Annotated in this window: 22 protein-coding genes; all 22 read left to right on the top strand. The window is 47.1% G+C overall.

Going from position 1 to position 24,248, the window contains the following annotated elements:
- Position 1: 1 nt before the first annotated feature.
- The 22 genes from NYE25_RS13910 (at position 2) to dnaG (ending at position 24,212) form a co-directional block, all read left to right on the top strand.
- Positions 2-1,183 carry an exonuclease SbcCD subunit D gene (locus NYE25_RS13910; protein ID WP_341146133.1) on the top strand — a complete coding sequence of 394 codons (1,182 nt, stop codon included), beginning with the start codon at positions 2-4 and terminating at the stop codon, positions 1,181-1,183.
- 1 nt (position 1,184) lies between these two features.
- Positions 1,185-4,598: an AAA family ATPase gene (locus NYE25_RS13905; protein WP_341146132.1), complete on the top strand. Its 3,414-nt coding sequence runs from the start codon at positions 1,185-1,187 to the stop codon at positions 4,596-4,598.
- Positions 4,599-4,964: 366 nt separating this feature from the next.
- Complete coding sequence (locus tag NYE25_RS13900; protein WP_042130338.1) at positions 4,965-5,324, top strand: histidine triad nucleotide-binding protein; 360 nt, start codon at positions 4,965-4,967, stop codon at positions 5,322-5,324.
- A gap of 139 nt (positions 5,325-5,463) precedes the next feature.
- On the top strand, positions 5,464-5,637 hold the full coding sequence (gene rpsU, locus NYE25_RS13895) for a 30S ribosomal protein S21 (protein ID WP_036657994.1): 174 nt from the start codon (positions 5,464-5,466) through the stop codon (positions 5,635-5,637).
- Positions 5,638-5,652: 15 nt separating this feature from the next.
- Positions 5,653-6,096: a GatB/YqeY domain-containing protein gene (locus tag NYE25_RS13890; RefSeq protein ID WP_042190953.1), complete on the top strand. Its 444-nt coding sequence runs from the start codon at positions 5,653-5,655 to the stop codon at positions 6,094-6,096.
- 139 nt (positions 6,097-6,235) lie between these two features.
- Positions 6,236-7,600 (top strand): NfeD family protein, encoded by a 1,365-nt coding sequence (locus tag NYE25_RS13885; protein WP_149647677.1) that lies wholly within the window; start codon positions 6,236-6,238, stop codon positions 7,598-7,600.
- Between the two features lie 63 nt (positions 7,601-7,663).
- Positions 7,664-8,665 (top strand): flotillin-like protein FloA, encoded by a 1,002-nt coding sequence (floA, locus tag NYE25_RS13880; RefSeq protein ID WP_042190951.1) that lies wholly within the window; start codon positions 7,664-7,666, stop codon positions 8,663-8,665.
- An 18-nt stretch (positions 8,666-8,683) separates the two neighbouring features.
- Positions 8,684-9,235, top strand: coding sequence for a hypothetical protein (locus tag NYE25_RS13875; protein WP_076284785.1), 552 nt, complete (start codon positions 8,684-8,686; stop codon positions 9,233-9,235).
- Positions 9,236-9,404: 169 nt separating this feature from the next.
- Positions 9,405-9,698 carry a sporulation protein YqfC gene (gene yqfC, locus NYE25_RS13870; RefSeq protein WP_060621997.1) on the top strand — a complete coding sequence of 98 codons (294 nt, stop codon included), beginning with the start codon at positions 9,405-9,407 and terminating at the stop codon, positions 9,696-9,698.
- A complete protein-coding gene (gene yqfD / locus NYE25_RS13865) occupies positions 9,695-10,876 on the top strand; it encodes a sporulation protein YqfD (RefSeq protein WP_341146131.1) in 1,182 nt (393 codons plus the stop codon). The genes yqfC and yqfD overlap by 4 nt, the downstream gene beginning before the upstream one ends.
- A gap of 15 nt (positions 10,877-10,891) precedes the next feature.
- Positions 10,892-11,863 (top strand): PhoH family protein, encoded by a 972-nt coding sequence (locus NYE25_RS13860; RefSeq protein WP_042190944.1) that lies wholly within the window; start codon positions 10,892-10,894, stop codon positions 11,861-11,863.
- 14 nt (positions 11,864-11,877) lie between these two features.
- Positions 11,878-14,133, top strand: a complete 2,256-nt coding sequence (locus NYE25_RS13855; RefSeq protein WP_076284783.1) for an HD family phosphohydrolase — start codon at positions 11,878-11,880, stop codon at positions 14,131-14,133.
- Positions 14,130-14,627 (top strand): rRNA maturation RNase YbeY, encoded by a 498-nt coding sequence (gene ybeY, locus NYE25_RS13850; protein WP_076117315.1) that lies wholly within the window; start codon positions 14,130-14,132, stop codon positions 14,625-14,627. The genes NYE25_RS13855 and ybeY overlap by 4 nt, the downstream gene beginning before the upstream one ends.
- Positions 14,627-15,022 carry a diacylglycerol kinase family protein gene (locus NYE25_RS13845; RefSeq protein WP_341146130.1) on the top strand — a complete coding sequence of 132 codons (396 nt, stop codon included), beginning with the start codon at positions 14,627-14,629 and terminating at the stop codon, positions 15,020-15,022. Before ybeY ends, NYE25_RS13845 begins: the two co-directional genes overlap by 1 nt.
- A gap of 205 nt (positions 15,023-15,227) precedes the next feature.
- On the top strand, positions 15,228-15,647 hold the full coding sequence (locus NYE25_RS13840) for a cytidine deaminase (protein WP_149647613.1): 420 nt from the start codon (positions 15,228-15,230) through the stop codon (positions 15,645-15,647).
- A 666-nt stretch (positions 15,648-16,313) separates the two neighbouring features.
- Positions 16,314-17,207: a GTPase Era gene (gene era / locus NYE25_RS13835; protein ID WP_042190933.1), complete on the top strand. Its 894-nt coding sequence runs from the start codon at positions 16,314-16,316 to the stop codon at positions 17,205-17,207.
- A gap of 112 nt (positions 17,208-17,319) precedes the next feature.
- Positions 17,320-17,463, top strand: coding sequence for a YqzL family protein (locus tag NYE25_RS13830; RefSeq protein ID WP_076117313.1), 144 nt, complete (start codon positions 17,320-17,322; stop codon positions 17,461-17,463).
- Positions 17,464-17,499: 36 nt separating this feature from the next.
- Positions 17,500-18,255 carry a DNA repair protein RecO gene (recO, locus tag NYE25_RS13825; RefSeq protein WP_042190931.1) on the top strand — a complete coding sequence of 252 codons (756 nt, stop codon included), beginning with the start codon at positions 17,500-17,502 and terminating at the stop codon, positions 18,253-18,255.
- A 425-nt stretch (positions 18,256-18,680) separates the two neighbouring features.
- A complete protein-coding gene (gene glyQ / locus NYE25_RS13820) occupies positions 18,681-19,568 on the top strand; it encodes a glycine--tRNA ligase subunit alpha (protein WP_042130314.1) in 888 nt (295 codons plus the stop codon).
- Entirely contained in the window at positions 19,561-21,636 is a 2,076-nt protein-coding gene (gene glyS / locus NYE25_RS13815; RefSeq protein WP_341146129.1) for a glycine--tRNA ligase subunit beta, read from the top strand. The genes glyQ and glyS overlap by 8 nt, the downstream gene beginning before the upstream one ends.
- Positions 21,637-21,875: 239 nt before the next feature.
- A complete protein-coding gene (locus NYE25_RS13810; RefSeq protein ID WP_042194373.1) occupies positions 21,876-22,352 on the top strand; it encodes a YaiI/YqxD family protein in 477 nt (158 codons plus the stop codon).
- A 39-nt stretch (positions 22,353-22,391) separates the two neighbouring features.
- Entirely contained in the window at positions 22,392-24,212 is a 1,821-nt protein-coding gene (dnaG, locus tag NYE25_RS13805; RefSeq protein WP_341146128.1) for a DNA primase, read from the top strand.
- The last annotated feature ends 36 nt before the right edge of the window (positions 24,213-24,248 follow it).

Raw genomic sequence — 24,248 nt, 5'->3', positions numbered from 1 at the left:
GATGCGGATATTGCACACGGGAGATTGGCACCTCGGCCGAACGCTGGAAGGAAGAAGCCGGCAGAAGGAGCAAGAGCAGTTCATAGATGAATTGGTGGAGATCGCCGATTTTCATAAAGTGGATTTGATAATGATGGCGGGAGATGTGTACGATTCCGTTAATCCACCAGCGGCTTCAGAACAACTATTCTATGAGGCTGCCGCAAGGCTGACTTCAGGGGGCAGGCCCCTTGTTGTGATCGCCGGAAATCATGATCAACCGGAGCGCGTATCTTCAGTTTCACCGCTTGTACTAAGGCAGGGGATTACATTAGTGGGGCTTCCTACCTCAGAGCCAGTGACTGTTCATGCTGCACGCACGGGTGAGATCGCCAAAATCGCAGCTCTTCCTTATCCCTCCGAGGCGCGTCTCGGTGAACTGCTTGCAGGAGATAGCGGAGAAGAGGAGCTTCGACTGGCTTATAGTACACGGGTTGGCAAGCTCATGCAGCTGTTGGGACGGGAATTCACGCCGCAGACTGTAAATTTGGCGATGAGCCATATTTATGTGCTTGGTGGTGTGGAAAGTGATTCGGAACGTCCAATTCAAGTGGGCGGAGCGTATACCGTTGATCCTTCTGCTTTGGCTTGTGGAGCGCAATATACTGCACTAGGTCATCTTCATCGCGCACAACGTGTCAAAGGGGAAGGAATGATCCGTTACAGCGGATCTCCGCTGGCATACAGTTTTTCTGAAGCAGGACAGGCTAAATCGGTGACGCTTATTGATGTTGCGCCGGGTGGCGAGCCAACCTTTGAAGAGATTTATCTTCGCTGTGGGCGTCCGCTTGTAAGATGGAGCTCCACTGGTGGATTGCAGGAGGTATATAACTGGCTGGATGAAGGTAGAGATGCTTCTGCTTTTATAGATTTGGAGATTCGGCTTAGTGAAGCCATGTCGATGAATGATATTCAGCGCCTGCGCAAATCACGCGAGGGGATCATTCATATTCGTCCAATCTACCCGCAAATGGAGATGGAGCTCGAACAAACTGCCCGTTCACGAATGCCGGTGCAAGAATTGTTCCGTAAATTCTATCAGCGTCAGACAGGTGGAGCAGAACCGGAGGATAGCTTGATAGAGCTGTTCTTACAGCTAACCGAAGAAGAACGGCGTCAGCCGGAGGAAGGAGAGGAGAACTAAGGTGAAACCTATTCTATTAAAAGTAGCAGGATTACAGAGTTATAGAGAAATGCAAGAAATAGATTTTGAAAGTCTGTGTGAGACGGGTCTGTTTGGGATTTTTGGACCTACGGGCAGCGGCAAGTCTAGCTTGCTGGATGCTATTACTTTGGCGATGTACGGGAAAGTGGAACGTGCCGTTAATGGAACACAGGGGATTATGAACCACTCTGAAGATTCACTCAGCGTGGCGTTTACCTTTGAGCTCACTTCTTCCGTGGGGGCACATCGTTATCGTGTTGAAAGGAAGTTCAAGCGGACTGGTGAACAAACTGTCAGCAACACGATTAGCCGTTTCATTGAAATCACACCTGACGGTGATAATGTTATGGCGGATAAGCTCGCAGATGTTACACGCTGTGTGGAGGAGCATATCGGTCTAAAAATGGATGACTTCACGCGAGCGGTTGTATTGCCGCAGGGGAAATTTGCCGAATTCTTATCACTTCGTGGCGTAGATCGTCGGCAAATGCTGCAACGCCTGTTCCATCTGGAACAGTATGGCGATCAGCTTGCGATTAAGCTTAGTCGCCGGGTGAAGGAGAATGAGGCTGCGCTCCGCGCGCTGGAAGCGGAGCAGCAGGGTCTTGGCAGCGCAGGCAAAGGGGATGTAGAGGCAGCGGCGGAGCGCCTCGAGCAGGCCACCCTTTATGCTGCGGAATGCCGCCGCAAGCTGGAGGCGGCGCTGCAGGTCTCGGAGCGTTTTGCGCGTATACGCGAGCTCCAAGAGGAACGGACCCGCCGCGAGTTACAGCGGCAGGGGCTGCTCGCCAAGGAGGAGGAGATTCTCCTCCTTGAACAGAAGCTCGGCCAAGCTGACGAGGCCGAGGCAAGGCTTCCCGCGCTGAAAGCATGGCGCAGCGCGGAAGAAGCCTTTAAGAGCCGATTGGCCCGCGCGGAGGGCCAAGAGGTGATGGCCGCCGCCGCCGAGCAGGAGGCGGCGCGTGCCGCTGCCGTCGCGGCTGCTGCGCAGGCCGCGCTTGCGGCGGAAGAGCCGGCCCTCCGGGAGGGGGCCGGCACCTACCGCCGCGCGCTCGAGCTCGAGTCCGAGCTCGGCGGCCTGCGGCGCGAACTCGCGGCTCTGCGCGAGCGCCGCGAAGAGGCCTCCCGCAAGCTGGCGGAGCTGCGGGAGGGCATGGCCCGGGAGCGTGAGCTTTTGGCCAAGGGCCAAAAGCGCCAGCAAGAGCTGCAGCAGAGCTTGCAGCCGCTCGGTGTCCGCTCCCAGGAGCGGCAGTCTCTGCAAGAAGCGATGCAGAGACTGCAAGGGCTGCACTCCGCCGAATCCCAGTGGGATAAGGCGGAGAAGGAGCGCCGCGAGCGTGCCGCTGCACTCGCGGCTGCGCAGGCGCGACTCGCGGAGGCCGAGGGCCGTCGCGAGCTGCAGGAAGCTGCTCGCGGGCAACTGATCCGCGAGGCGGCGCTGCATCAAGAGAAGCTGCTGGCGACAGAAGAAGCTGCGCGCGCCGCAGCGGAGCGCCTGGAGCAACATGTCAGCACTTTGGAAGCGGCTATGAAGGATCAAGAGCTTCACAGATTATCGTTAGCACTAGCTAAGGAGCTGGAAGAAGGACAACCCTGCCCTGTATGCGGCAGCGAGCATCATCCTTCACCTGCATTATTGCAGGATAGCTTAGAGCAACAAGAACTGGAAATGAAGCTTCAGCAAGTCCGAACATTGTCTAGACGGGCTTTGGAAGCTCGTCATCTGTTCCGTGGTCTTCGTGAACAGGATCAAGTATGGCTGGAGCAGGTATTTGGAAATGAAGTCATCGAAGCGGCAAATCACCCTGCAGCTGCAGGTTCAGAAGTAAGTAGTGCAGTTACTTCCACCGATTTAATCATTCCAGATGAAAAAGCCTTGGCAGAACTTGAAGCTGCACATTTGGGATTAAAAGGACAGTCAGGTGAAGAACGCCGAACTGCGGTACAGTGGCAGCAATCGATGCAGGAGGTCCAGCAGCTGTGCCTCAAAGAAGCGGCAGCTGTCGCAGGTGAACGGAGCTGGGTAGAAGGAATTGCTGCCAAAGCTGAGGAACTCAGCGCCCAGCTAACGGCTCTACGGCAGAACTGGACACAGCAGTTCCCGGATCTGGCACCTGGAGAAGTGGAACAAGCTTACCGTGATCTGTTAGCTAAGGATGCACAAGCTGAAGAAATTAGATCTCGACTTGATATCAGTGTCAAGTTTCTGGAGGAGAAAAGTGCTTCAGTGCAGAACCTTCAAGAGACCATAACGGGGCTGGATAAAGAGCTGGCTCAGTGGATCACACAGATCGAAGGCAAGGAAGAATTGCAGCGTGAAAAAGAACAGCGTTTACTGGAGTGGACGAATGGTCGTTCTGCTGCTCCTCTTCTAGCGGAATGTGAAGGACGTCTGCAGGAATTGTTAACTGCTCTGGAGACAAGCAAGCAGTCACATCTCGCAGCGGCGGAGAAGGCTCAGCATGAGGTTAAGGAAGCAGCGATTACTCGCCAGGCTGCGGAATCTGCGCGTGAACATTACGTAGCAGCTACCAGTCATTGGGAACAAAGCTTGGCTTCTTCACCGTTTAGTTCAGCCACTGAGGTTGAAGGAGCAGCGCTCACATCCGAAGCAAGGGAAATGGCTTATTCCCGCGTACGTGCTCATCGTGCCGAAGAAGCTGAGGTCTCGTTGCAACTGCGTAATATTGAAGAGAAGCTTGACGGAGCCAGCTTAAGTGAAGAAGAATGGCAAGAAAGTCAGGGGATCTTAAGAGAAAGCAAGGCTGAGGATGAAGTATCTCTTCAGTCAAGAGCACGTGCAGAGCGTGATCTGGAGGACCTGCGGCATCGACATATTCGCTGGATGGAGCTCGAAGCTAAGCAGATTGAGCACGCTTCTATGCAAGATCAACTCTCCAAACTACAGACGGTCTTACGTGGGAACGCCTTTGTTGAGTACATTGCTGAGGAACAATTGATGCAGGTGTGTCAGTCCGCTTCCCAGCGGCTTCGATTCCTGAGTAAGCAGCGTTATGCATTGGAGGTTGATTCGGGTGGCGGCTTTGTGATCCGTGATGACGGGAACGGCGGGGTGAGAAGACCTGTATCAACCCTGTCTGGTGGAGAGACCTTCCTAACATCCCTTTCGCTGGCACTTGCTCTTTCAGCTCAGATCCAGCTGCGTGGGCAATATCCGTTACAATTTTTCTTCTTAGATGAAGGGTTTGGTACTCTCGACCCAGAGCTGCTGGATACAGTGATTACTTCACTTGAAAGGTTGCATAATGACCAGCTGTCTGTCGGTATTATCAGCCACGTTCCAGAGCTTCGTGCAAGGTTACCGCGCAAGCTGGTGGTAGTTCCTGCTGAACAAGGTGGAGGGGGATCTCGTATCCTTTTGGAAAAAATGTGAAGCATTTTAAACTGTGTGATCGATATCACAGATACAGCATCAACGCGCTGTTATAATACAGCTAAGCCGACATTACTTTAGAAACACCTCGGCGGACGTATGACCGGGAATGTACTCCTTTTCATACGTCCGCCGCCGAATCAGCTTTATAAGCTGTGAAGGGTGTTTCTCTTTTTTTTGCCTTTTTAGGCCCTACGGGTATATATATAGCTCAACTTCATTTGTAAACGGATTTCATTCTGTAATAGATACAGTTTTAGAGTGTGGATGTTGAATCTTCTAGCGTCTTTCGTAATTGGTGATTATCCTGTATGATTATCTTATGATGAAGTAGAATTTCACCAATTTTTAGGAGGCAAGCACTCTATGGAGACCGTGTTTAGCAAAATTATTGAGGGTACTATTCCTTCCAAAAAAGTATTTGAGAACGAACGTATTCTTGCATTCTACGACATCGAGCCGGCTGCACCGGTACATGTGTTGATCATTCCAAAGAAGTTCATTGCTTCCATGAATGATGTCACACCTGAGGATCTTCCGCTAATTGCAGAAATTCACAGTGTAGCGCAACAGATCGCTATCGACCTAGGGATTGCCGAATCTGGTTATCGTTTGATCAATAATTGTGGTCCAGATAGTGGACAAGCTGTGCCTCATCTTCATTATCACTTGCTTGGTGGGGCCAAGCTGGGAGCTCTCACAGGAAACTCAGCTTCTCACGCATAGTACAATCATTAAATGTTGAAGAACTTGCCAGAAAAAAAGAATAACACGAAGGTTGACACCCTATTTCCGTTTGACCTATAATGGAATTTGATAAACCGTGTTATGCTCTTGGACGGTATGGTCGGAGGGAGGGGAAACTGTGTCTGAAACGAAAGTTCGCAAAAACGAGACAATTGATGCTGCACTTCGTCGCTTTAAACGTTCCATCGCAAAAGATGGTGTCTTGGCTGAGGTGAAGAAACGCAAACATTACGAAAAGCCAAGCGTTAAGAAAAAGCTGAAGTCTGAGGCTGCTCGTAAGAGAAAGTTTTAGGAGGATTACCCACGCATGAATCTTAGCGAGAGATTGAACGAAGATATGAAGCAAGCGATGAAGAGTAAGGACAAGTTCACGCTCTCCACGATTCGAATGGTTCGTTCTACAATAAAGTATCTTGAAATAGATTTGAAGAGAACATTGGACGACAACGAAGTGCTTGATATCCTTAGTCGTGAAATCAAACAGCGCAAAGATGCCCTCCAAGAATTTGAATCAGCGGGTCGCGACGAGCTTGCCGCGAGTACGAAGGCAGAAATCGAGATTATTATTAAGTATCTTCCCGAGCAACTTTCCGAAGAAGAAATTAAAGCAATTGTACAGCAGACCATCCAGGAAACCGGTGCTTCTTCGAAAAGTGAAATGGGTAAGGTCATGAGCGCACTGATGCCTAAGGTCAAAGGTCGCGCCGATGGTAAACTCGTGAACCAAGCGGTTCAGCAATTTCTGCAATAATATAGCGCCAGCACCCCTTGTAAAAGGGGTGCTTTTCTTTGTTTTGAAACGTAATTACGCTTACAACGTAATAAAGTTTATGTGTCCCGGGTCAAGTTGAAGAAGGGAGGTAAAAACATTGAAAAGATTACGGAAAATTATGTTAGCCAGCATTCCAGTTGTTTTACTGCTATTGCTCTTAACGCCGTTTATCCCGAACGTCAGCGCTGATGTAACGGTACCAAAAGCACCAAAGGCTGCGAATGGTGAGATGAAGAAAGGCCCTGTGTTTATTATTCCGGTTGATCAGAAAATTGAAAGAGGTCTGCAAAGCTTTTTGGAAAGAGGGTTCGCAGAAGCTGCTAATTATGGAGCGGTTCTAATTGTACTGGAGGTCGATACACCGGGTGGACTGGTGAGTTCAGCAGAACAGATTGGGACGATGGTAAGAGATAGTGACATACCTACGGCTGCTTTTATTAAAGGTGATGCCGCTTCCGCAGGCAGTTACATAGCACTTAACGCAGGTGCAATCATCATGAAGCCGGGCAGCATGATCGGTTCTGCATCTCTAGTAGATAGTAGCGGCCAGAAAGTAGATGACGCGAAGATGGTCTCCTACTGGAAATCAAAAATGATTGGAGCCGCTGCTCTAAATGAGCGTGATCCTGATATTGCTGCGGGAATGGTCGATAGTAATTTGGTTGTGGATAAGCCAGATCTTGGCGTATCTAAAGCGCAGGGCGAAATTATTGCCTTGTCTAGTGACGAAGCTTTAAAAGCTGGTTATGCTGATCAAATTACAACCACTCCAGAAGAGGCGATTACTTGGTTAGGTTATACTACAGATGACATTTTTCGTGTGGAGCATACGGGTGCCGAGAAAATGTCGCAATTTCTGACGAATCCGATTATTATGACGATTTTGCTATTCATCGGGATCACAGGCATTGTGATTGAGTTGATCGTTCCGGGCTTCGGTGCACCTGGGATTATTGGGACATTAGCCTTTGTTTTATATTTTTTCGGAAATTCTGTAGCAGGGTTTGCCGGATCAGAGACTTGGCTTTTGTTCATAATCGGACTTGTCATGCTTGTGCTGGAGCTATTCGTGCCGAGCTTTGGGATATTGGGGATACTTGGTTCCGTGAGCCTTGTGGCAGGTGTCGTACGCGCAGCATACAGCTTCACACATGCATTGTTTAGTCTAGGTATCGCATTCGCGGCTGCAACAGTAGTCATTGTGATTGTGGCTGTCGCATTTAAAGAACGTGGAATTTGGAATAGGTTTATTTTAAAGGATACGCTCTCTAAAGATCAGGGATTTGTACCTGTTGAAGAAAAGTTAAGCTTAGTTGGAGCTATAGGAAACAGTATTACTCCACTTCGTCCATCCGGAACGGCTATGATTGGCGGCGAGCGAGTAGATGTCGTTACTGAAGGCAGCTTTATTAGCGTTAATGCACCGGTCTCTGTTGTAAAAGTTGAGGGCGGACGGATTGTGGTGAAGGAAATTAAGGAATAAGGTAAAAGATAAAGGGTATGGCGAATAGTAGCTCCACAATAATTTACTGGAGGTTGTAAAGTTATGGAAGCATCTTTAATTACTTTTTTGTTGATTGCGGTAGTCGTAGTCATTTTGTTGAGTGTCTTTTTAAGCTTCTTCCCGGTCATGCTCTGGATTTCTGCACTGGCGTCAGGGGTTAGGATTAGTATTATTACCCTAGTAGCGATGAGACTGCGTCGTGTAACACCAAGTCGAATCGTTAATCCAATGATTAAAGCGACTAAGGCAGGTCTTGGACTGAATATTAATCAACTGGAGAGCCACTATCTCGCAGGTGGTAACGTAGACCGGGTGGTTAATGCGCTTATTGCAGCACAACGTGCAGATATTCCTTTGGAATTTACACGCGCAGCGGCTATTGATCTTGCAGGACGCGATGTGCTTCAGGCTGTGCAAATGAGCGTTAACCCTCGTGTAATTGAAACACCAGTTGTTGCGGCTGTCGCTAAAAACGGGATTGAAGTTAAGGTAAAAGCACGTGTAACTGTACGTGCCAATATCGACCGTCTCGTGGGTGGTGCGGGTGAAGAAACAATCATTGCCCGTGTTGGTGAAGGGATTGTAACGACAGTAGGTTCAAGTGATTCACATAAAGATGTCTTGGAAAACCCGGATTTGATTTCTCGGACGGTATTGTCGAAAGGTCTGGATTCAGGTACTGCTTTTGAGATCCTCTCTATTGATATTGCGGATATCGATGTAGGCAAGAACATCGGTGCGTATCTTCAAACCGAACAAGCAGAAGCGGATAAACGTATTGCACAAGCTAAGGCAGAAGAACGCAGAGCAATGGCTGTCGCTCATGAGCAAGAGATGAAAGCGCGTGTAGTTGAGATGAAGGCGCTTGTTGTGGAAGCTGAATCTCAGGTGCCTATGGCGATGGCTGAGGCACTCAGAAATGGTCAAATCGGTGTGATGGACTACATGAACATCAAAAATATCGAGGCAGATACCCAAATGCGCGGTTCCCTCGGCAAAATGAATGATCAGGACGATAATAACCGTCCTAACAATAATAAATAAAAGGGGATGTGAATCTCCATGAGCTGGATCTATATTGTTGCGGTTATTATCTTCGCGATTGTATCCAATGTGAACAAAGCTACGAAGAACAAACCCAAAGGTACTACACGCGGAGGGATGCCGACCTTTGGCGGAGGAGACGGGAATCCTCTCCACCGTAATAAGGATGTAGACGGGAACAGAGATCAGCCAGAACAGTCTGGTAGCGGGTTTCCTGCTCCTGTTACTACATCCTCCCGTGAGTATGACGCATCACCTGCATTTCCAGAGCCTGCGTACATCCCGACACCAGATTATTCTACTGGAGAAGGTATGTCTTTGGAGCATGCTGATGACGGAGTTGAGTTACGCACACAAAGAATGCAGGAAGAGGTGCGGCGTCTTCAATCTGCTTTTGATGGAATAGCGGGAGCAGATCCCAGGTCGAAGAAGACGAAGAGTTCATCCCCTGATACAGATGTTCAGTCAAACAGAACAGGGAATAGGGATGAGCTGCGTAATGGTGTGGTTTGGGCGGAGATTCTAGGACCTCCGCGTGCTCGCCAGCCGCATTCCTCCCGAAGATCGTAATTTTCGGTCAAGTAACAATTTAGCCTTAGCTTTCTTATCTTAACGATAGGAAAGCTGAGGCTTTTTTATGTTTTTTATACCTGAAAGGTGCTCCTTTATGAGTTCTTCTCATAAACAAAAGCGTTGCCGCATAAGGTGTACAGAAGGCAGGAAGGGGGAGCGTCTACTTATGACCCGTATTGGCCGCAGGCTGCGGGGATGGACAAACGGGGTGTTGGATTTACCACAGGACTTACTACAGGAAATGCCCCGGATCACCCTGATCGGCAATAAGGAACTGTATATCGAGAATCATCGCGGCGTGCTGCATTTTTCCTCAGGCCAGCTTAAGCTCGCGTTAGCTAAAGGATCGCTTGAAATCACAGGCGAGGATCTTGTCATTCGCAATATTCTTGGTCAGGAGCTGGCGGTAGAAGGCATTATCGGAGAGATCAGATATAAAGAAAGCGAGGGGAAATCATGAAGGAACCACCTCTTTCATCACTGCGGGGATTCGTTACACTGCATGTGACGGGGCCTCAGGTGGAGAGATTCATTAATGTCATTTCTGAAGCAGGTATAGTGATTTGGGATGTGAGGCCCGCTGAGGGCGGCGCTTCCCTTAAGCTGCTTCTGAATGATTTTTATGTCCTCCGTCCGATTTTAAAGAAGACAGGCTGTCGGATGCACGTTACAGGAAGAAGCGGACTGCCTTTTTTGATGGCGCGGCTTTGGAAACGTAAATTTTTTGGCATGGGAATATTGATATTCGGGATTATGCTCTTTATGTTATCTACGATGGTGTGGAGCATTAGAGTCGAGGGAAATGAAAAAATTGCCTCCGAGGATATATTGGCAGCTGCTCGCCAGGAGGGGGTGTATCCTTTTCAATGGATATGGCGTCTGGATGAGCCGGACAAGCTCTCTAAGGGGCTCCTAGCCCAATTACCCGGCGTTTCATGGATAGGGGTGCAGCGGACGGGGACGAGCATTAAAATTCAGGTGGTAGAATCTAAACAGCCGGATATCAAACCTCTACTTAGTCAGCGGCATTTGATTAGCAGAACAGATGCGGTGGTAACTGAAATATATGCGGAGCAGGGCAGACCGGTTGTAGCGCGTAACTCACGGGTTAAAAAAGGGGATATCCTGATCTCGGGTGCTTTAGGCGACGAAGAGAATGTACAGTATGTGGTGGCTAAAGGTGAGGTTAAGGGTCTAGTGTGGCATGAATACAATATAGAGGTGCCTCTTACAACAACAAGTAGCTCATATACAGGGGAGCGTAAGGATCGAACCTATCTGGTGCTTGGTAAATGGGCTATCCAGCTATGGGGTTATGGCGATTCTCCTTTTGAGAAATCACGAACACTTACTGAGCACGATCCGCTGTCCTGGCGGTCCATTAAGCTGCCGCTGGGCCTAATGACTGAGAAAGAAATGGAGATTAGTGAAACAAGTGAGACATTAACTCCAGAGGCTGGATTTGAAAAGGGAATAGAGCGAGCGAAGAATGATATTTTGGCGCGTTATGGCGTTGATAGCGTCATCAAAAGTCAAAAAGTTTTGCATGAGAAGAAAGAGAATGGTAAAGTTTATATGAAAGTGATCTTTGAAGTAGAAGAAAAAATTTCCGAAGAACTGCCAATAGTAAACAATTGAGGAGAATGAGGCTACTTGTCAGAACAGACTGCAAGCATTCGTATTACTTTGCAAAATGCGGGAGAGGCGCAATCGCTGTTCGGCCCGCAAGATGGATTCCTAAAAATCATCGAGAGTGAAATTCCTGCTATTATTGATTCCCGTGAAGCAGAGTTAACGATACGTGGTGCGGAGCGGGAAGTAGACATGCTGGGACAATTGTTTAATGTGTTGCTGTCCCTCATTCGGAGCGGTTACATACTTACTGAACGTGATGTGCAGTACGCTGTGGAGCTGGCGAAAGACTTTCGGGTCGATCAATTGCTCGATTTGTTCAAGGGAGAAATTACAACAACTTTTCGTGGAAAGCCTATCCGTGTCAAAACGATTGGCCAGAAGCATTATGTGACAACGATCAAGAAGCGTGATATTGTATTCGGAATCGGTCCTGCAGGAACGGGTAAGACCTACTTGGCGGTAGTGCTTGCAGTTACGGCACTTAAAGAAGGTTCTGTTAAGCGTATCATTCTTACGCGCCCAGCAGTAGAAGCAGGAGAGAGTCTAGGGTTCCTCCCAGGGGATTTGCAAGAAAAGGTAGATCCATACCTTCGTCCGTTATATGATGCCTTATACGACGTTATGGGGCCCGATCAGGTGGCTAAGGCACTCGAACGGGGATTGATTGAAATTGCTCCGCTCGCTTATATGCGTGGTCGTACGCTGGATGATTCATTTATTATTTTGGATGAAGCCCAGAATACAACGCCTGAGCAAATGAAAATGTTTTTGACTCGACTCGGCTTCGGGTCCAAAATGGTGATTACGGGTGACGTTACCCAGATTGACCTGCCTCGCGGCAAGAAATCCGGTTTGATTGAGGCTAAAGCGATTTTATCCGGCATAGAAGAACTCGGTTTTGTTTATTTTGCGGAGCAGGATGTAGTACGGCATTCCCTGGTGCAGAAAATTATCGTTGCCTATGACCGCTCTGCCGAAAACCTCCAATAAAGGGGATTGTCTTCATGGCTTCAAAGCAACCATCTAAATTAAGCGGATTTGTATATACGAACAACGGATGGAAGTATAGCGCGGCGACACGCTATGCTCTTTTCCTGTTACTCGGACTTGTGTTCTACTTCAGTCTGTCGCCCGATCTACTACCTAAGCGGTACGATATTAAAGAGAATACGCTCAGCGCGAAGGAGATAACAGCGCCTAAGCAAATTTTGGACAAGAAGGCAACACTAAAGGCGGCGGAAGAAGCAGCCGAAGGTGTATCTCCTAAGTATAAAATCATCCCGATGAGGGCCGATAATCTTGTGACATCGCTGCTGGACCGGATTGATCGTCTGAATCAGGATGATTTGATTTCGCAAAGCGATAAGACTGAGATTTATCGTGATGAGATCCCGCAGAGAGCCAATGATTTTATTTTGAATTTCATAGCCTCAAATCGGGGTGCAGGTACTTATTCCGATCATCTTTTGGAGGAAATGCAATCTGTCATAAAAGAGCAGACCTATGTCATTCCAGATGAAACTTACATTAAGATTCCGCGACTGACCTCTCAGGACATTATCGAAATGAAGCCTGTCGCTCGTGATATTGTGACTAGGCTGATGAACGATCAAATCACGGACGCCCAGACTGCGCGCGCCAAAGTGGCGGAGCAGGTCAGTATCAGCTCTCTGAGTCAGCGTACGGCGCGTGAGGTTGTGCAAGAGTTAGTCCGGCTCGTTATTACAAGCAATAAGTTCTATGACGAAGATGCAACGAAGGAAGCGAAGGTACAGGCTCGTGAGAACACACCTGATGTGTTTATTGAGCAAGGGGAGGTTCTTGTCGCTAAAGGGCAAAAAATCACCCCTGAGCTGTACGCCCTATTGGATGAGAATGGCCTGCTAAGCAATGAGGTCAACTATTGGCCTCAGGTTGGATTGCTATTACTTGCTACCATGCTATCTGCGGGTCTGATGGTGTTTATCCGTTACTCTGGCGGAACTGCGGGCTTCAAGTATAATAATTCCCAGTTATTAATGCTGGTGCTTGTGTTTGTTATTACGATCATCTCCATGCGGTTGACCGCAATTTTGCAGACGGATGTCCATTCCTATCTCGGGTATCTGGCTCCAGTAGCCATTGGTGCTATGCTGATTACCATGCTTCTGGATATGACATTAGCGTATTTCTGTTCTATTCTGATCAGTATACTCGCCAGTATCATTTTGAATGTTCAGCAGAATTCGGTGTTTGATTTTACCTTTGGCTTCTTTTCAATTGTTGTTTGTTATGTAGCTATTTTTGCCACTCATCGTGCAGGCCAGCGTTCCACATTATTAAAAGGCGGGATTATGGTATCCCTTTTTGGCTGTGTGACCGTCTTTATGCTGACCCTCTTAGCTGGTGGTGAATGGAAAGATGTAAGCACGCTGTATGCCGTTGGTTTTGCTTTTGCGAGTGGACTTTTGACTGCAGTGCTTGTGATTGGTCTGATGCCTTTCTTTGAAGCTACCTTTGGTATTCTATCTGCCCTGAAGCTGGTAGAGTTGTCTAATCCGAACCATCCCTTATTGCGCAAGCTTCTTACGGAAACACCAGGAACCTATCACCATAGCGTAATGGTAGGTAACTTGTCAGAAGCGGCCGCAGAAGCGATTGGAGCAGACGGCCTATTGTGCCGGGTAGGATCGTATTATCATGATATTGGTAAAACAAAACGTCCGTTTTATTTTATTGAAAATCAGAATAATATGGAAAACCCACATGATTCTATTGAACCGAAGCTTAGTAAATCTATCATTGTAGCTCACGCCCGCGATGGGGTGGAGATGCAACGAGAATATAAGCTGCCCAAACCGATTCGTGATATTGCTGAGCAGCATCATGGGACGACGTTCCTGCATTATTTTTACCATAAAGCCCTGAAGCTGGCGGAAGAAAAAGGTGTAGAGCCTGATTTTACCGAGGAAGATTTCCGTTATCCTGGCCCGAAAGCCCAGTCGAAGGAATCGGCTGTTGTAGGAATTGCCGACAGTGTTGAAGCTGCGGTGCGATCCTTGCGCAAACCAACCGTCCTTCAGGTGGAAACGATGATTGAGAAAATTATTAAAAGTCGACTGGATGATCATCAGTTTGACGAATGTGATTTAACGATTAAAGAATTGGACATTATTGCACGGACGCTGAAAGAAACGGTCATGGGGATTTTCCATTCACGGATCGAATACCCAGAAGATGTGCGTAAGCCGAAAAAAGAGGAAGGGGCAGCTAACCCATGAGTTTGGAGATCGTTTGGGATAACGAGCAAGAAGAATACGAGATAAAGGACGATCTCATAGCACTGCTGGAGAGCATTTTGCAAAAAGCAGGTGAGGCGGAAGGGATCGATCAGGGAGAGGTTGCGCTTACTTTTGTCGATAACACTCGTATTCATGAGTTGAACTTGGAATACCGGGGAATTGACCGTCCGACGGACGTACTTTCTTTTGCGATGAATGAAAGCGGAGAGGACGAGCTGGACATTATATACGAAGTAGAAGAAGGCGAAGCGCTGGAAGATGTTCCGGATGTACTGGGAGATATCATCATTTCCGTAACTCGTGCTCAGGAGCAAGCGCAGGAATATGGTCATTCGCTGGAGCGTGAGCTTGGTTTCCTCTTTGTGCACGGATTTCTGCATTTGTTAGGATATGATCATCAGGATGAAGCTTCAGAGGCTGAAATGATGTCTAAGCAAGAGAAAGTACTAGCTCAGGTTGGGTTGACTCGCTAATGGTGAAGAACACGGCGGTAGGACATAAGAAGTTCTGGCACTCTTTTCGGTTTGCATCGCAAGGCATCGTGTCGGCATTCAAATCCGAGCTTAACATGAAGGTGCATTGCTGTTTGGCTGTGGTTGTACTTGTTGCCGCTGCCGTGTTCAGACTTCCGCTGGCCAGTTGGATGTTGCTGCTCTTCTCCATCACGCTTGTCTTAACCGCCGAGTTGCTCAATACAGCAATTGAAGCGACGGTAGACCTGATCTCGCCGGAGATTCACCCACTGGCTAAGAGAGCAAAAGATACCGCCGCAGGAGCTGTGCTTCTTACGGCGGTGTTTGCTGTCTTAGTCGGGATCTATGTTTTTTACCACCCGGTGATGGACTGGATTACCGGACTTATGTCATAATCAGGTTACAATTCAATTCAGGGGAGAGGCGGACCCGCGTTTTGCGATTCCGCCTCTTTGGTTACTGGATGTTTAGGATGCGAGTTTTGTACGAAGAAAATTCAATGAAGTAATGCTAACAAAACTAAGTGGATGCTTTCGAAGCAAGTTTTGTACGAGGCAAATCAGTGAAGTAATGCTAACAAAACTTTAGGAGGACCCAAATATGGATTCCGCTCTTCTTATGCAAGAAGCGATTAAAGCACGTGCTAAGGCATATATTCCTTACTCCCGATTCGGAGTTGGAGCCGCCCTTCTTGATCAGGACGGTCATATTCATCACGGATGTAATGTAGAAAATGCTGCTTTTGGCCCAACCAATTGTGCAGAGCGCACCGCGTTATTCCGTGCCATCGCTGACGGTCATGCTATCGGTTCTTTCAAGGCAATTGCCGTTGTTGCCGATTCCGATGGCCCCGTATCTCCTTGTGGTGTATGCCGCCAAGTTCTAATTGAGTTGTGTTCACCCGACATGAAGGTTATCCTTGGAAACATGAAGGGCGATATTGTTGAGACGACGGTGGGAGAATTACTTCCCGGCGCTTTTGGTCCCGTAGATCTGAAGCAAGGACAAGCTCCAGAATAAAATGAGGGTTTGATTTAATGCCTGTTTAAAGGCAAATCAGGTATAGTTAGACGAAGGTTATTATTTTAATTGCACAATGTACAGTTACATTGCTACTCTTTCGCACAAAAATGAATTTAGTTGCAGATAGTGCAATTAAATTTATGATATAGTCCATATTTGGCTCTTAAGACAGGATTTAATTGCACAGAATACAACTAAAACACCAAAACATAAACTCAAACTCAAATTAGTTGTACAAAATACAATTAAAAGTGTGCGCTAACAATCAAGTTAGGCTAAAATCGTGCAAATTATGTGTTGTTAGAGTAACATTACGAGGTGAGCGCCGCGGCGAAGCCGCTAGCGATTCTTTGCACATCGTAACTTGAAACCCTGCCTGTAAGCTGCATCACAGTAATCTTTATCCATGGCGAGCTTAATGCGAACCGTGTTAATAAACGAGAGTGAAGCGTGTCCCCAACAGGGGACGAAAGCGCTCATGCACGACCGTCCCTCTAATCCCGCCGAACGTTGCAGGTACGCCTATTTCCGGGTGTCCAGAGGGCCGGGGCCCTTGGGGTCCCCCTTGGCTAAGGGGGATTTAGGGGGATCGAAAAAGCTTTAAAAAAAGATTGAATGATTGAAAAAGATTGAACTAGAAGGAAAGTATGGAAGGAAGATAATATGAAATTCAAATCAGGCTTTGTCGCAATTATCGGCAGACCGAACGTAGGCAAATCGACACTCATGAACCAGGTTATTGGACAGAAGATTGCAATCATGTCGGATAAGCCACAGACCACTAGAAACAAAATCCATGGGGTCTATACAACGAATAATTCGCAAATCGTGTTCCTGGATACACCAGGTATTCATAAAAGACAGTCCAAGCTAGGCGACTACATGAACCAAACTGCAATGAGCACGCTGGGTGAAGTTGAGGCTGTACTGTTCCTTGTGGATGCTGCAGATGGTTTGGGCGGTGGAGACCGATACATTGCTGAGCAATTAAACGGACTTAAGACGCCAGTTATTCTTGTACTCAACAAGATCGATAAAATAGAGCCGGAAGCATTGCTCCCACTAATGGCTCAGTACAACAAGCTGCATAACTTTGCTGAAATCATTCCAATTTCTGCTAAGATGGGTAGCAATGTTAACACGCTGTTAGAGCAAGTCGCTAAGTATTTACCAGAAGGTCCGCAATACTACCCGGAAGATCAAATTACGGATCACCCTGAGCAATTTGTGTGCGCAGAACTAATTCGTGAGAAGATTCTGCATTTGACGCGCGAAGAAGTACCGCATTCCATTGCTGTGGCTATCGAAGATATGAGGGTTGAGCCGAATGGTGTGGTGCATGTGTCTGCCGTTATTTTTGTTGAACGTGATTCTCAGAAGGGGATCATTATCGGTAAGCAAGGTGCGCTGCTGAAAGAGGTTGGCAGACGCGCTCGGACAGACATTGAGAACCTTTTGGGTTCGAAGATTTTTCTGGAGCTATGGGTAAAAGTGAAAAAAGACTGGCGTAATCAGGACCGCGTTCTGCGGGATTTGGGCTTCCATAAAGACCTTTAAGATCTTTATCCGTCATTCCTCGTTTGGCAGGAATTGCAAGGATAGAACCTGGCTCATCGCACATCCTAATTCTTGAAGAGACATCGTCTTTCCCAAGAAAGGATGAATACGAATGCGAAACTTTTCGTGGAAGTATTTTGCAATGACAGGAGACGTCGATGCTTACCTGCTATACAAGGAAGCTGGCTATCCACTTGAAGACAGTGGATTACAGCTAGTGGAAGAAGAGAAGGTCTGTGATGAAGAAGCGCAATAAGGACTGGTTGCTTGCCGAATGGTTGGGGGAAGAGGCATGCTACACAGGGTGGAAGGGATCGTCATCCGCAGCATGGACTACGGCGAGGGGAACGCAATTATTACGCTTTGCACCGAGAACGCCGGGAAAGTAGGAGTTCTGGTACGAGGTGCTAAGAAGGTTAAGAGCCGCCATGCTGCCCTGATCCAGCTGTTCACCGTCGGGGAATTTGTTTTTTTTAGAAATAACGGAGGTCTTGGAACGCTGAATTCCGGCGAGATCACGAAGTCTCACCACCCTCTGCGTGAGGATTTGATTAAAGCAGCATATGCATCATACGCTTGTGAACTGCTTGATAAAGTCCTGCATGATGAGGAGACGGGGAGCTTCTGGTTTCGCCAGCTTACGGCCTGCTTGAACGCACTTGAAGAAGATAAGGAACCTGGAGTTATCATAAATGTTTATGAAATGAAGATTTTGCAAGCAGCCGGTTATGGTCCAGAGTTCGACACCTGTGTGATATGTGGAGCTGAAAAGCCTGATGAACAACTGCTGATAAGCCCTCGCCTTGGTGGAGCACTCTGCCGCAGCTGTAAACATAATGATCCTCCAGCAATGGAGGTCTCTGCTCGTGCGTTGAAATTACTACGCTTATTTGCCAGACTTGATCTAACTAGATTAGGGAATGTGGATGTCAAAGAAAGCAGCCGTGATGAGCTAAAAAAAATTATGCGTGCCTTTATGGATGTGCAGCTTGGATTAAAGCTAAAATCACAGAATTTCCTGGATCAGCTCGACAAGTACAAGATTTGACGAAATCTGATTTTTCCGTTACTATAGGAACAGTTTAATTATAAGATTGTCGCCGTTTTGCTCTACTTCGGGAGAACGTGCATTGATCGGGAAAGTAATGAGCGATATTGTCGCGATTCAGCGAGCTGGGGGTAGTGAGAGCCTGGCGGGACAATGTTCATGAACATGGCACCCGGGAGTACGGATACGGCGAATGAAAGTGGATTTCGTTCTTGTCTTTAGCAAGTGATATTGCTGAATCAAGGGTTGGAATCAAGTAGGGTGGAACCGCGGGAGAATAAGTTAAGCTCTCGTCCCTATGTCTGTTAATCAGGCATGGGGGCGGGGGTTTTTTGTTGCTGTCAGGAGCGAAAAATGCCGCCTCCATGGTAAGAAGTTTTAAGCAAGATGAACTAAAAAACTTGTAAAGCGAAGGAGACGGTATTATGAACTTTCAGCAGATGATTTTGACGCTGCAGCAGTTCTGGGCTGAACAGAACTGTATTATCGTACAGCCTTATGACACTGAAAAAGGCGCCGGTACGATGAACCCTATGACATTTTTACGCTCACTAGGTCCTGAACCATGGAGAGTTGCGTACGTAGAGCCTTCACGTCGCCCATCCGATGGACGTTATGGAGAGAATCCGAACCGTCTGTATCAGCATCATCAATTTCAAGTCATTATCAAACCATCGCCTGATAACATTCAAGAGATTTACTTGGATAGTTTGAAAGCACTCGGCATTGATCCGCTCTTGCATGATATCCGTTTTGTTGAGGATAACTGGGAGAACCCTTCACTGGGTTGTGCAGGTCTAGGATGGGAAGTATGGCTAGATGGTATGGAAATCACTCAGTTTACGTACTTCCAACAGGTCGGTGGAATTGAGGCCAATCCAGTTGCCGTAGAAATTACTTACGGAATGGAGCGGCTAGCATCCTACATTCAAGATAAAGAAAATGTATTTGATCTTGAATGGGTTAGCGGCATGACTTATGGTGATGTTTTTCATCAACCGGAGTTTGAACATTCTACTTACACCTTTGAAGTATCTGATGTAAAAATGCTATTTTCACTGTTCAACATGTACGAAGAAGAAGCGCGTAGAGCGATGGAGCAGCATCTTGTGTTCCCTGCCTACGATTACGTGTTGAAATGCTCACATAGCTTTAATTTGCTGGATGCACGTGGAGCTATCAGTGTTACTGAACGGACTGGATTTATTACCCGAGTGCGTAATCTTGCCCGCTCTGTAGCGGCAACATATCTTGAGGAACGCGAGAAGCTTGGCTTCCCGCTGCTGAAGAAAGAAGGTGCTGACCGTGTCTAAAGATATCCTGTTTGAGATCGGTCTGGAGGAAATTCCTGCACGTTTTATCCGCGCTGCGATGGAACAGCTGCAAGATAGAACATCCAAGTGGTTGGATTCTGCACGGATTACCCATGCTGGAGTTACTGCTTATGCAACGCCACGTCGTCTCGCTGTTTTTGTTAAGGATGCGGCTGAGAAGCAAGAGGATATCAGCGAAGAAGTCAAAGGACCATCACGCAAAATCGCACTGGATGCAAACGGAGACTGGAGCAAAGCTGCTTTAGGATTTGCCCGTAGTCAGGGTGTATCTCCGGAGCAATTTACGTTCAAAGAGTTAGCTGGAGTAGAGTATATATATGCTACTAGAAATAGTGCTGGGGTAGAGACAGCTTCGCTTCTTTCAGAAGGGCTTTTAGGGATTGTAAATGCGATGACTTTTCCGAAAAACATGCGTTGGGGAGCTTATGATTTTAAATTCGTGCGTCCGATCCGCTGGTTAGTTGCTCTTTTCGGGAAAGATATTATTAATTTGGAAATTACGGATGTAAAAGCGGGTAATGTGAGCCGTGGACATCGTTTTCTGGGTACAGAGACTGTAATTTCGGAGCCTGCACAATATGTTGAGAGCATGCGTGCGCAGCATGTCCTTGTAGACGTGAAGGAACGGGAAGAATTGATCCTGAAACAAATCAATCAATTGGCTGAAGAAAAAAGCTGGACGATTGCGATCAAAGAGGATCTTTTGGAGGAAGTACTGTTCCTAGTTGAAACACCAACCGTGTTGTTCGGAACCTTCGACCCATCTTTCTTGAACATTCCACAGGATGTGCTGATTACTTCGATGCGTGAGCATCAGCGGTATTTCCCTGTATTTGATGCAGCGGGCAAACTTCTACCTTTCTTCGTAACGGTGCGTAACGGGAATGCAGTATCTTTGGAGGTTATTGCTAAAGGTAATGAGAAGGTACTCCGTGCTCGTCTATCAGATGCCAAATTCTTCTATCAAGAAGATCAAAAGATGAAGATTGATGATGCACTAGCCAAATTGGAGAATATCGTCTACCATGAAGAGCTTGGCAGTGTTGGAGATAAAGTGCGTCGTATTCGCCAAATCTCCGATCGTCTTGCTGTAAAGTTGGGATTGTCTGATATAACCCTTTCTGAAGTAAGTCGGACTGCTGATATTTGCAAATTCGACCTTGTGACTCAAATGGTTTATGAATTCCCAGAACTTCAAGGCACCATGGGTGAAGATTATGCACGCAAAGCAGGAGAACCTGAAACTGTGGCAAAAGCAATCTTCGAGCATTATCAGCCAAGGTTCGCGGGTGATGCAGTACCATCGACAGATGCCGGTTCAGTTGTCAGCATTGCGGACAAGATCGATACGATTGTAGGTTGCTTCTCTATCGGTATTATCCCAACAGGCTCACAGGATCCTTACGCACTGCGTCGCCAGGCTGCAGGGATTGTTCAAATCGTGCTGGAGCATAAATTGCCGATTACGCTGCGCGAGATTTTTGAAGCAGCGATTGAAATTCATAAAAATTCAGGGAATTCGAAACATTCTGACGATGAACTACGTATAAACCTGTACGAGTTCTTCGGTCTGCGTGTTAAACGACTTTTATCCGACAATGTACGCTATGATGTTGTGGACGCTGTTACAGCAGCTGGCTTTGACAACGTGGTAGATGTTGTGGGCAGAAGCCGTGCGCTTATGGGTGGTGTGTTAGACCAAGCAGACTTTAAAATTACAGTAGATTCACTCACTCGTGTCAGTAATTTGGCAGCTAAAGCAACCAGCGAAGTGATTGATCCTTCTTTACTTAAAGAAGATGCTGAGCTGAAGCTGTACAATACATGGCAGGAATTACACACACCGTATCTTGAAGCGATGTCCGCGAATAATGCCGAAGAAGCACTCCGTATTCTCTCGGGTCTAAAAGATGCTGTTACAGCATTTTTCGATTCCGTTATGGTTATGGCAGAGGATGAGCAGGTACGTGCTAACCGTTTAGCTTTGCTAGCTGGTATTGATGCTGACTCCAAGGCGTTTGCTGATTTTGGCAAGCTCGTTTGGTAAACGACTGAGCACCGGAGTTCCCGGCTGAATTCAAGATTCGACATTTGATCAAAGGACAGCTTTTTGAACAACATCTATAAGAAAAGTTTGTGTCTTATGGTATAGAATGTTGGTTTGGGGTATAAATATACGGAACGGTGCCAATGCGTCATTTGACATCCGTTCCGTATTTATGCATAGAAAGAAGGATTTCTTGCGGTAAGGGCGTATATATATTACACGGGAAATTGGTGATGATCATGGAGAAGAAGTCCCGGTCTAGAACTATAGTCGTGGATGGGGATGCTTGTCCGGTCAAAAAAGAGATTGCTGAAGTTGGCCGCGCCTTTGGTGTGCCGGTACTGATGGTATCTTCTTATGACCATGCACTGAAAGCTGAAGAGGGTGTAACGGTTGTGCAGGTGGACCGGGGAGATCAGAGCGCCGATCTATATATTGCCAATCATATTTCTGCTGGAGATGTGGTATTGACTGGGGACTATGGTCTCGCAGCACTTGCGCTCGGGAAACGTTGCAGTGTTCTTTCTTTTCGTGGCCAGGAATATGACGATTCCAAAATGGATTTTATGTTGGAAGGCAGGCATGCCAGGGCCGTGGAACGAAGACGGGGACATTATTCTAAGGGTCCAAAACCTATAACGGCAGAAGAAAAAATATATTTTCAACATAAAATGACAAAACTTTTAATACTTTTGCAGGAGAATGTGGAGCAATAGCGAATTATATTTATTTGTTAAGAATTGAAGGTGGTTGAAGTGGCTAGCGGACACGGGAATATTCCGGAAGAAGTTATCGAAAGCGTGCTTGCACGTCATGATATTGTCGATACTGTCGGTAAGGTAGTCCATTTGTCCAAGCAGGGGAAATATTTATGGGGCCTCTGCCCGTTCCATTCGGAGAAAACCCCTTCCTTTACAGTTACCCCCGACCGGGGAGTATTTCATTGCTTTGGCTGCGGCATGGGTGGAAATGCCATCAAATTTAGGATGGAAATCGAAGGATTAACCTTCCCCGAAGCCGTCAAAATAATGGCTGAAGAAAGTGATATTCCCGTTCCTGAAGGTAAGGGAGGCCTAATGTCTCCTCCTGATCCGGAACGCGATCGGTTGATTCAAGCTTATGAATGGTCTGCAAAGTTTTATCATTACTTGCTGAAGAATACGGAACACGGCAAAGCCGCAATGGAGTATTTAAGAGCCCGGAACTTCAGCGATAAAATGATTGACCTGTTTCAGATCGGATATGCTCCGGACCGCTGGGATACTTTGCTACAATTTTTGGAGAAACGGAATTTTGACCTTGCTGAGATGGAGAAAGGTGGACTCTTGTCTGCCCGAGGTGAGGGTAAAGGCTATATAGACCGTTTCCGTGGTCGGATTATTTTTCCGATTGCGAACCGCACAGGCAAGGTGATTGCGTTTGCCGGAAGAATTTTTGGTGAAGGACAACCCAAGTATCTTAATTCTCCAGAGAGTAGATTGTTTAACAAAAGCCGGATTTTATACAATTTGCACCAGTCCAAAGCATCCATCCGCAAAACGCGGCAAATCGTCCTCTTTGAAGGATACGGAGATGTCATTTCGGCCTGGGAAGCAGGTGTGCATAACGGTGTAGCAACAATGGGAACATCTTTAACTGAAAGTCATGTAGCACTGATGAAGAGTCTGGCCGATGAAATTGTACTGTCTTATGACGGTGACCGGGCAGGACAAGCAGCTGCTATGAAGTCCATTCCAATGCTTGAAGGCAGTGGCTTGCGTGTAAAGATCGCCTTACTGCCAAGCGGGCTCGATCCAGATGAATTCATCTCAATGCATGGTGGAGAAAGGTTTATGGATCAGGTTATTGATTCAGCGGTTTCATCCATAAAATTTAAGCTTATATATCTGAAAAAAAACCATATACTCCTAGAGGAAGATGGCAAAATTGCCTACGTCAAAGAAGCTTTGGAGGTCATTGCTTCGTTACATTCCTCGACAGAGAGAGAGGTTTACCTAAGGGAAATCGCTTCTGAGCTGGAACTTTCATATGATAGTTTGAAGCAGGATTGTAATTTACTTAGGGCATCGATGCAAAAAAACATCCCTGAAGGGGATAATAACGACAAAAGGTGGAATAATGGTAGGCATAAAAAAGGGCAAGTGCAGACACCAACTTTGCTGCCCGCTTATCATGTCGCGGAACGGCGTCTACTGTCCTTTATGATTCAGGACCCGGAAGCTGCCACGTATGTGGGCGAACGCCTCGGAGAAGATTTCAACATCGATGATCATGCGGCAATTGCCGCTTATCTATATGCCTATTACGCGCAAGGCAAACCACCCGGCATTAGTCGGTTTCTATCATCGCTTCAGGATGATCGTCTAGAGAAAACTGCAACATCAATTTCCATGATGGATACACCTCCAGACTGGAATATGCAGGTGCTGGACGATTGTATCCGTGAAGTACGGAAATACCCACTGCAGCGCAAGATGGATCAGAAGCGTGAAGAGATGATTCAGGCGGAAAAGTCAGGTGACTTTTTGCGTGCGGCACAAATAGCAAGTGAGATTATAGCCCTAGAGAGACAATGAAATGTTGACAGGATGTACCTAGGGAGGAGGGAGTCG

The sequence above is a fragment of the Paenibacillus sp. FSL E2-8871 genome, from assembly GCF_038000345.1.
In the GTDB taxonomy this organism is placed as follows: Bacteria; Bacillota; Bacilli; order Paenibacillales; family Paenibacillaceae; genus Paenibacillus_AQ.
This window is presented reverse-complemented; position numbering and strand designations above follow the sequence as displayed.

Bases quoted from the DNA above. Each gene is read 5' to 3' on its own strand.
- NYE25_RS13910 (WP_341146133.1), top strand. From the start codon at position 2: ATGCGGATATTGCACACGGGAGATTGGCACCTCGGCCGAACGCTGGAA.
- NYE25_RS13900 (WP_042130338.1), top strand. From the start codon at position 4,965: ATGGAGACCGTGTTTAGCAAAATTATTGAGGGTACTATTCCTTCCAAA.
- NYE25_RS13890 (WP_042190953.1), top strand. From the start codon at position 5,653: ATGAATCTTAGCGAGAGATTGAACGAAGATATGAAGCAAGCGATGAAG.
- NYE25_RS13885 (WP_149647677.1), top strand. From the start codon at position 6,236: ATGTTAGCCAGCATTCCAGTTGTTTTACTGCTATTGCTCTTAACGCCG.
- floA (WP_042190951.1), top strand. From the start codon at position 7,664: ATGGAAGCATCTTTAATTACTTTTTTGTTGATTGCGGTAGTCGTAGTC.
- NYE25_RS13875 (WP_076284785.1), top strand. From the start codon at position 8,684: ATGAGCTGGATCTATATTGTTGCGGTTATTATCTTCGCGATTGTATCC.
- yqfC (WP_060621997.1), top strand. From the start codon at position 9,405: ATGACCCGTATTGGCCGCAGGCTGCGGGGATGGACAAACGGGGTGTTG.
- yqfD (WP_341146131.1), top strand. From the start codon at position 9,695: ATGAAGGAACCACCTCTTTCATCACTGCGGGGATTCGTTACACTGCAT.
- NYE25_RS13855 (WP_076284783.1), top strand. From the start codon at position 11,878: ATGGCTTCAAAGCAACCATCTAAATTAAGCGGATTTGTATATACGAAC.
- ybeY (WP_076117315.1), top strand. From the start codon at position 14,130: ATGAGTTTGGAGATCGTTTGGGATAACGAGCAAGAAGAATACGAGATA.
- NYE25_RS13845 (WP_341146130.1), top strand. From the start codon at position 14,627: ATGGTGAAGAACACGGCGGTAGGACATAAGAAGTTCTGGCACTCTTTT.
- NYE25_RS13840 (WP_149647613.1), top strand. From the start codon at position 15,228: ATGGATTCCGCTCTTCTTATGCAAGAAGCGATTAAAGCACGTGCTAAG.
- era (WP_042190933.1), top strand. From the start codon at position 16,314: ATGAAATTCAAATCAGGCTTTGTCGCAATTATCGGCAGACCGAACGTA.
- NYE25_RS13830 (WP_076117313.1), top strand. From the start codon at position 17,320: ATGCGAAACTTTTCGTGGAAGTATTTTGCAATGACAGGAGACGTCGAT.
- recO (WP_042190931.1), top strand. From the start codon at position 17,500: ATGCTACACAGGGTGGAAGGGATCGTCATCCGCAGCATGGACTACGGC.
- glyQ (WP_042130314.1), top strand. From the start codon at position 18,681: ATGAACTTTCAGCAGATGATTTTGACGCTGCAGCAGTTCTGGGCTGAA.
- NYE25_RS13810 (WP_042194373.1), top strand. From the start codon at position 21,876: ATGGAGAAGAAGTCCCGGTCTAGAACTATAGTCGTGGATGGGGATGCT.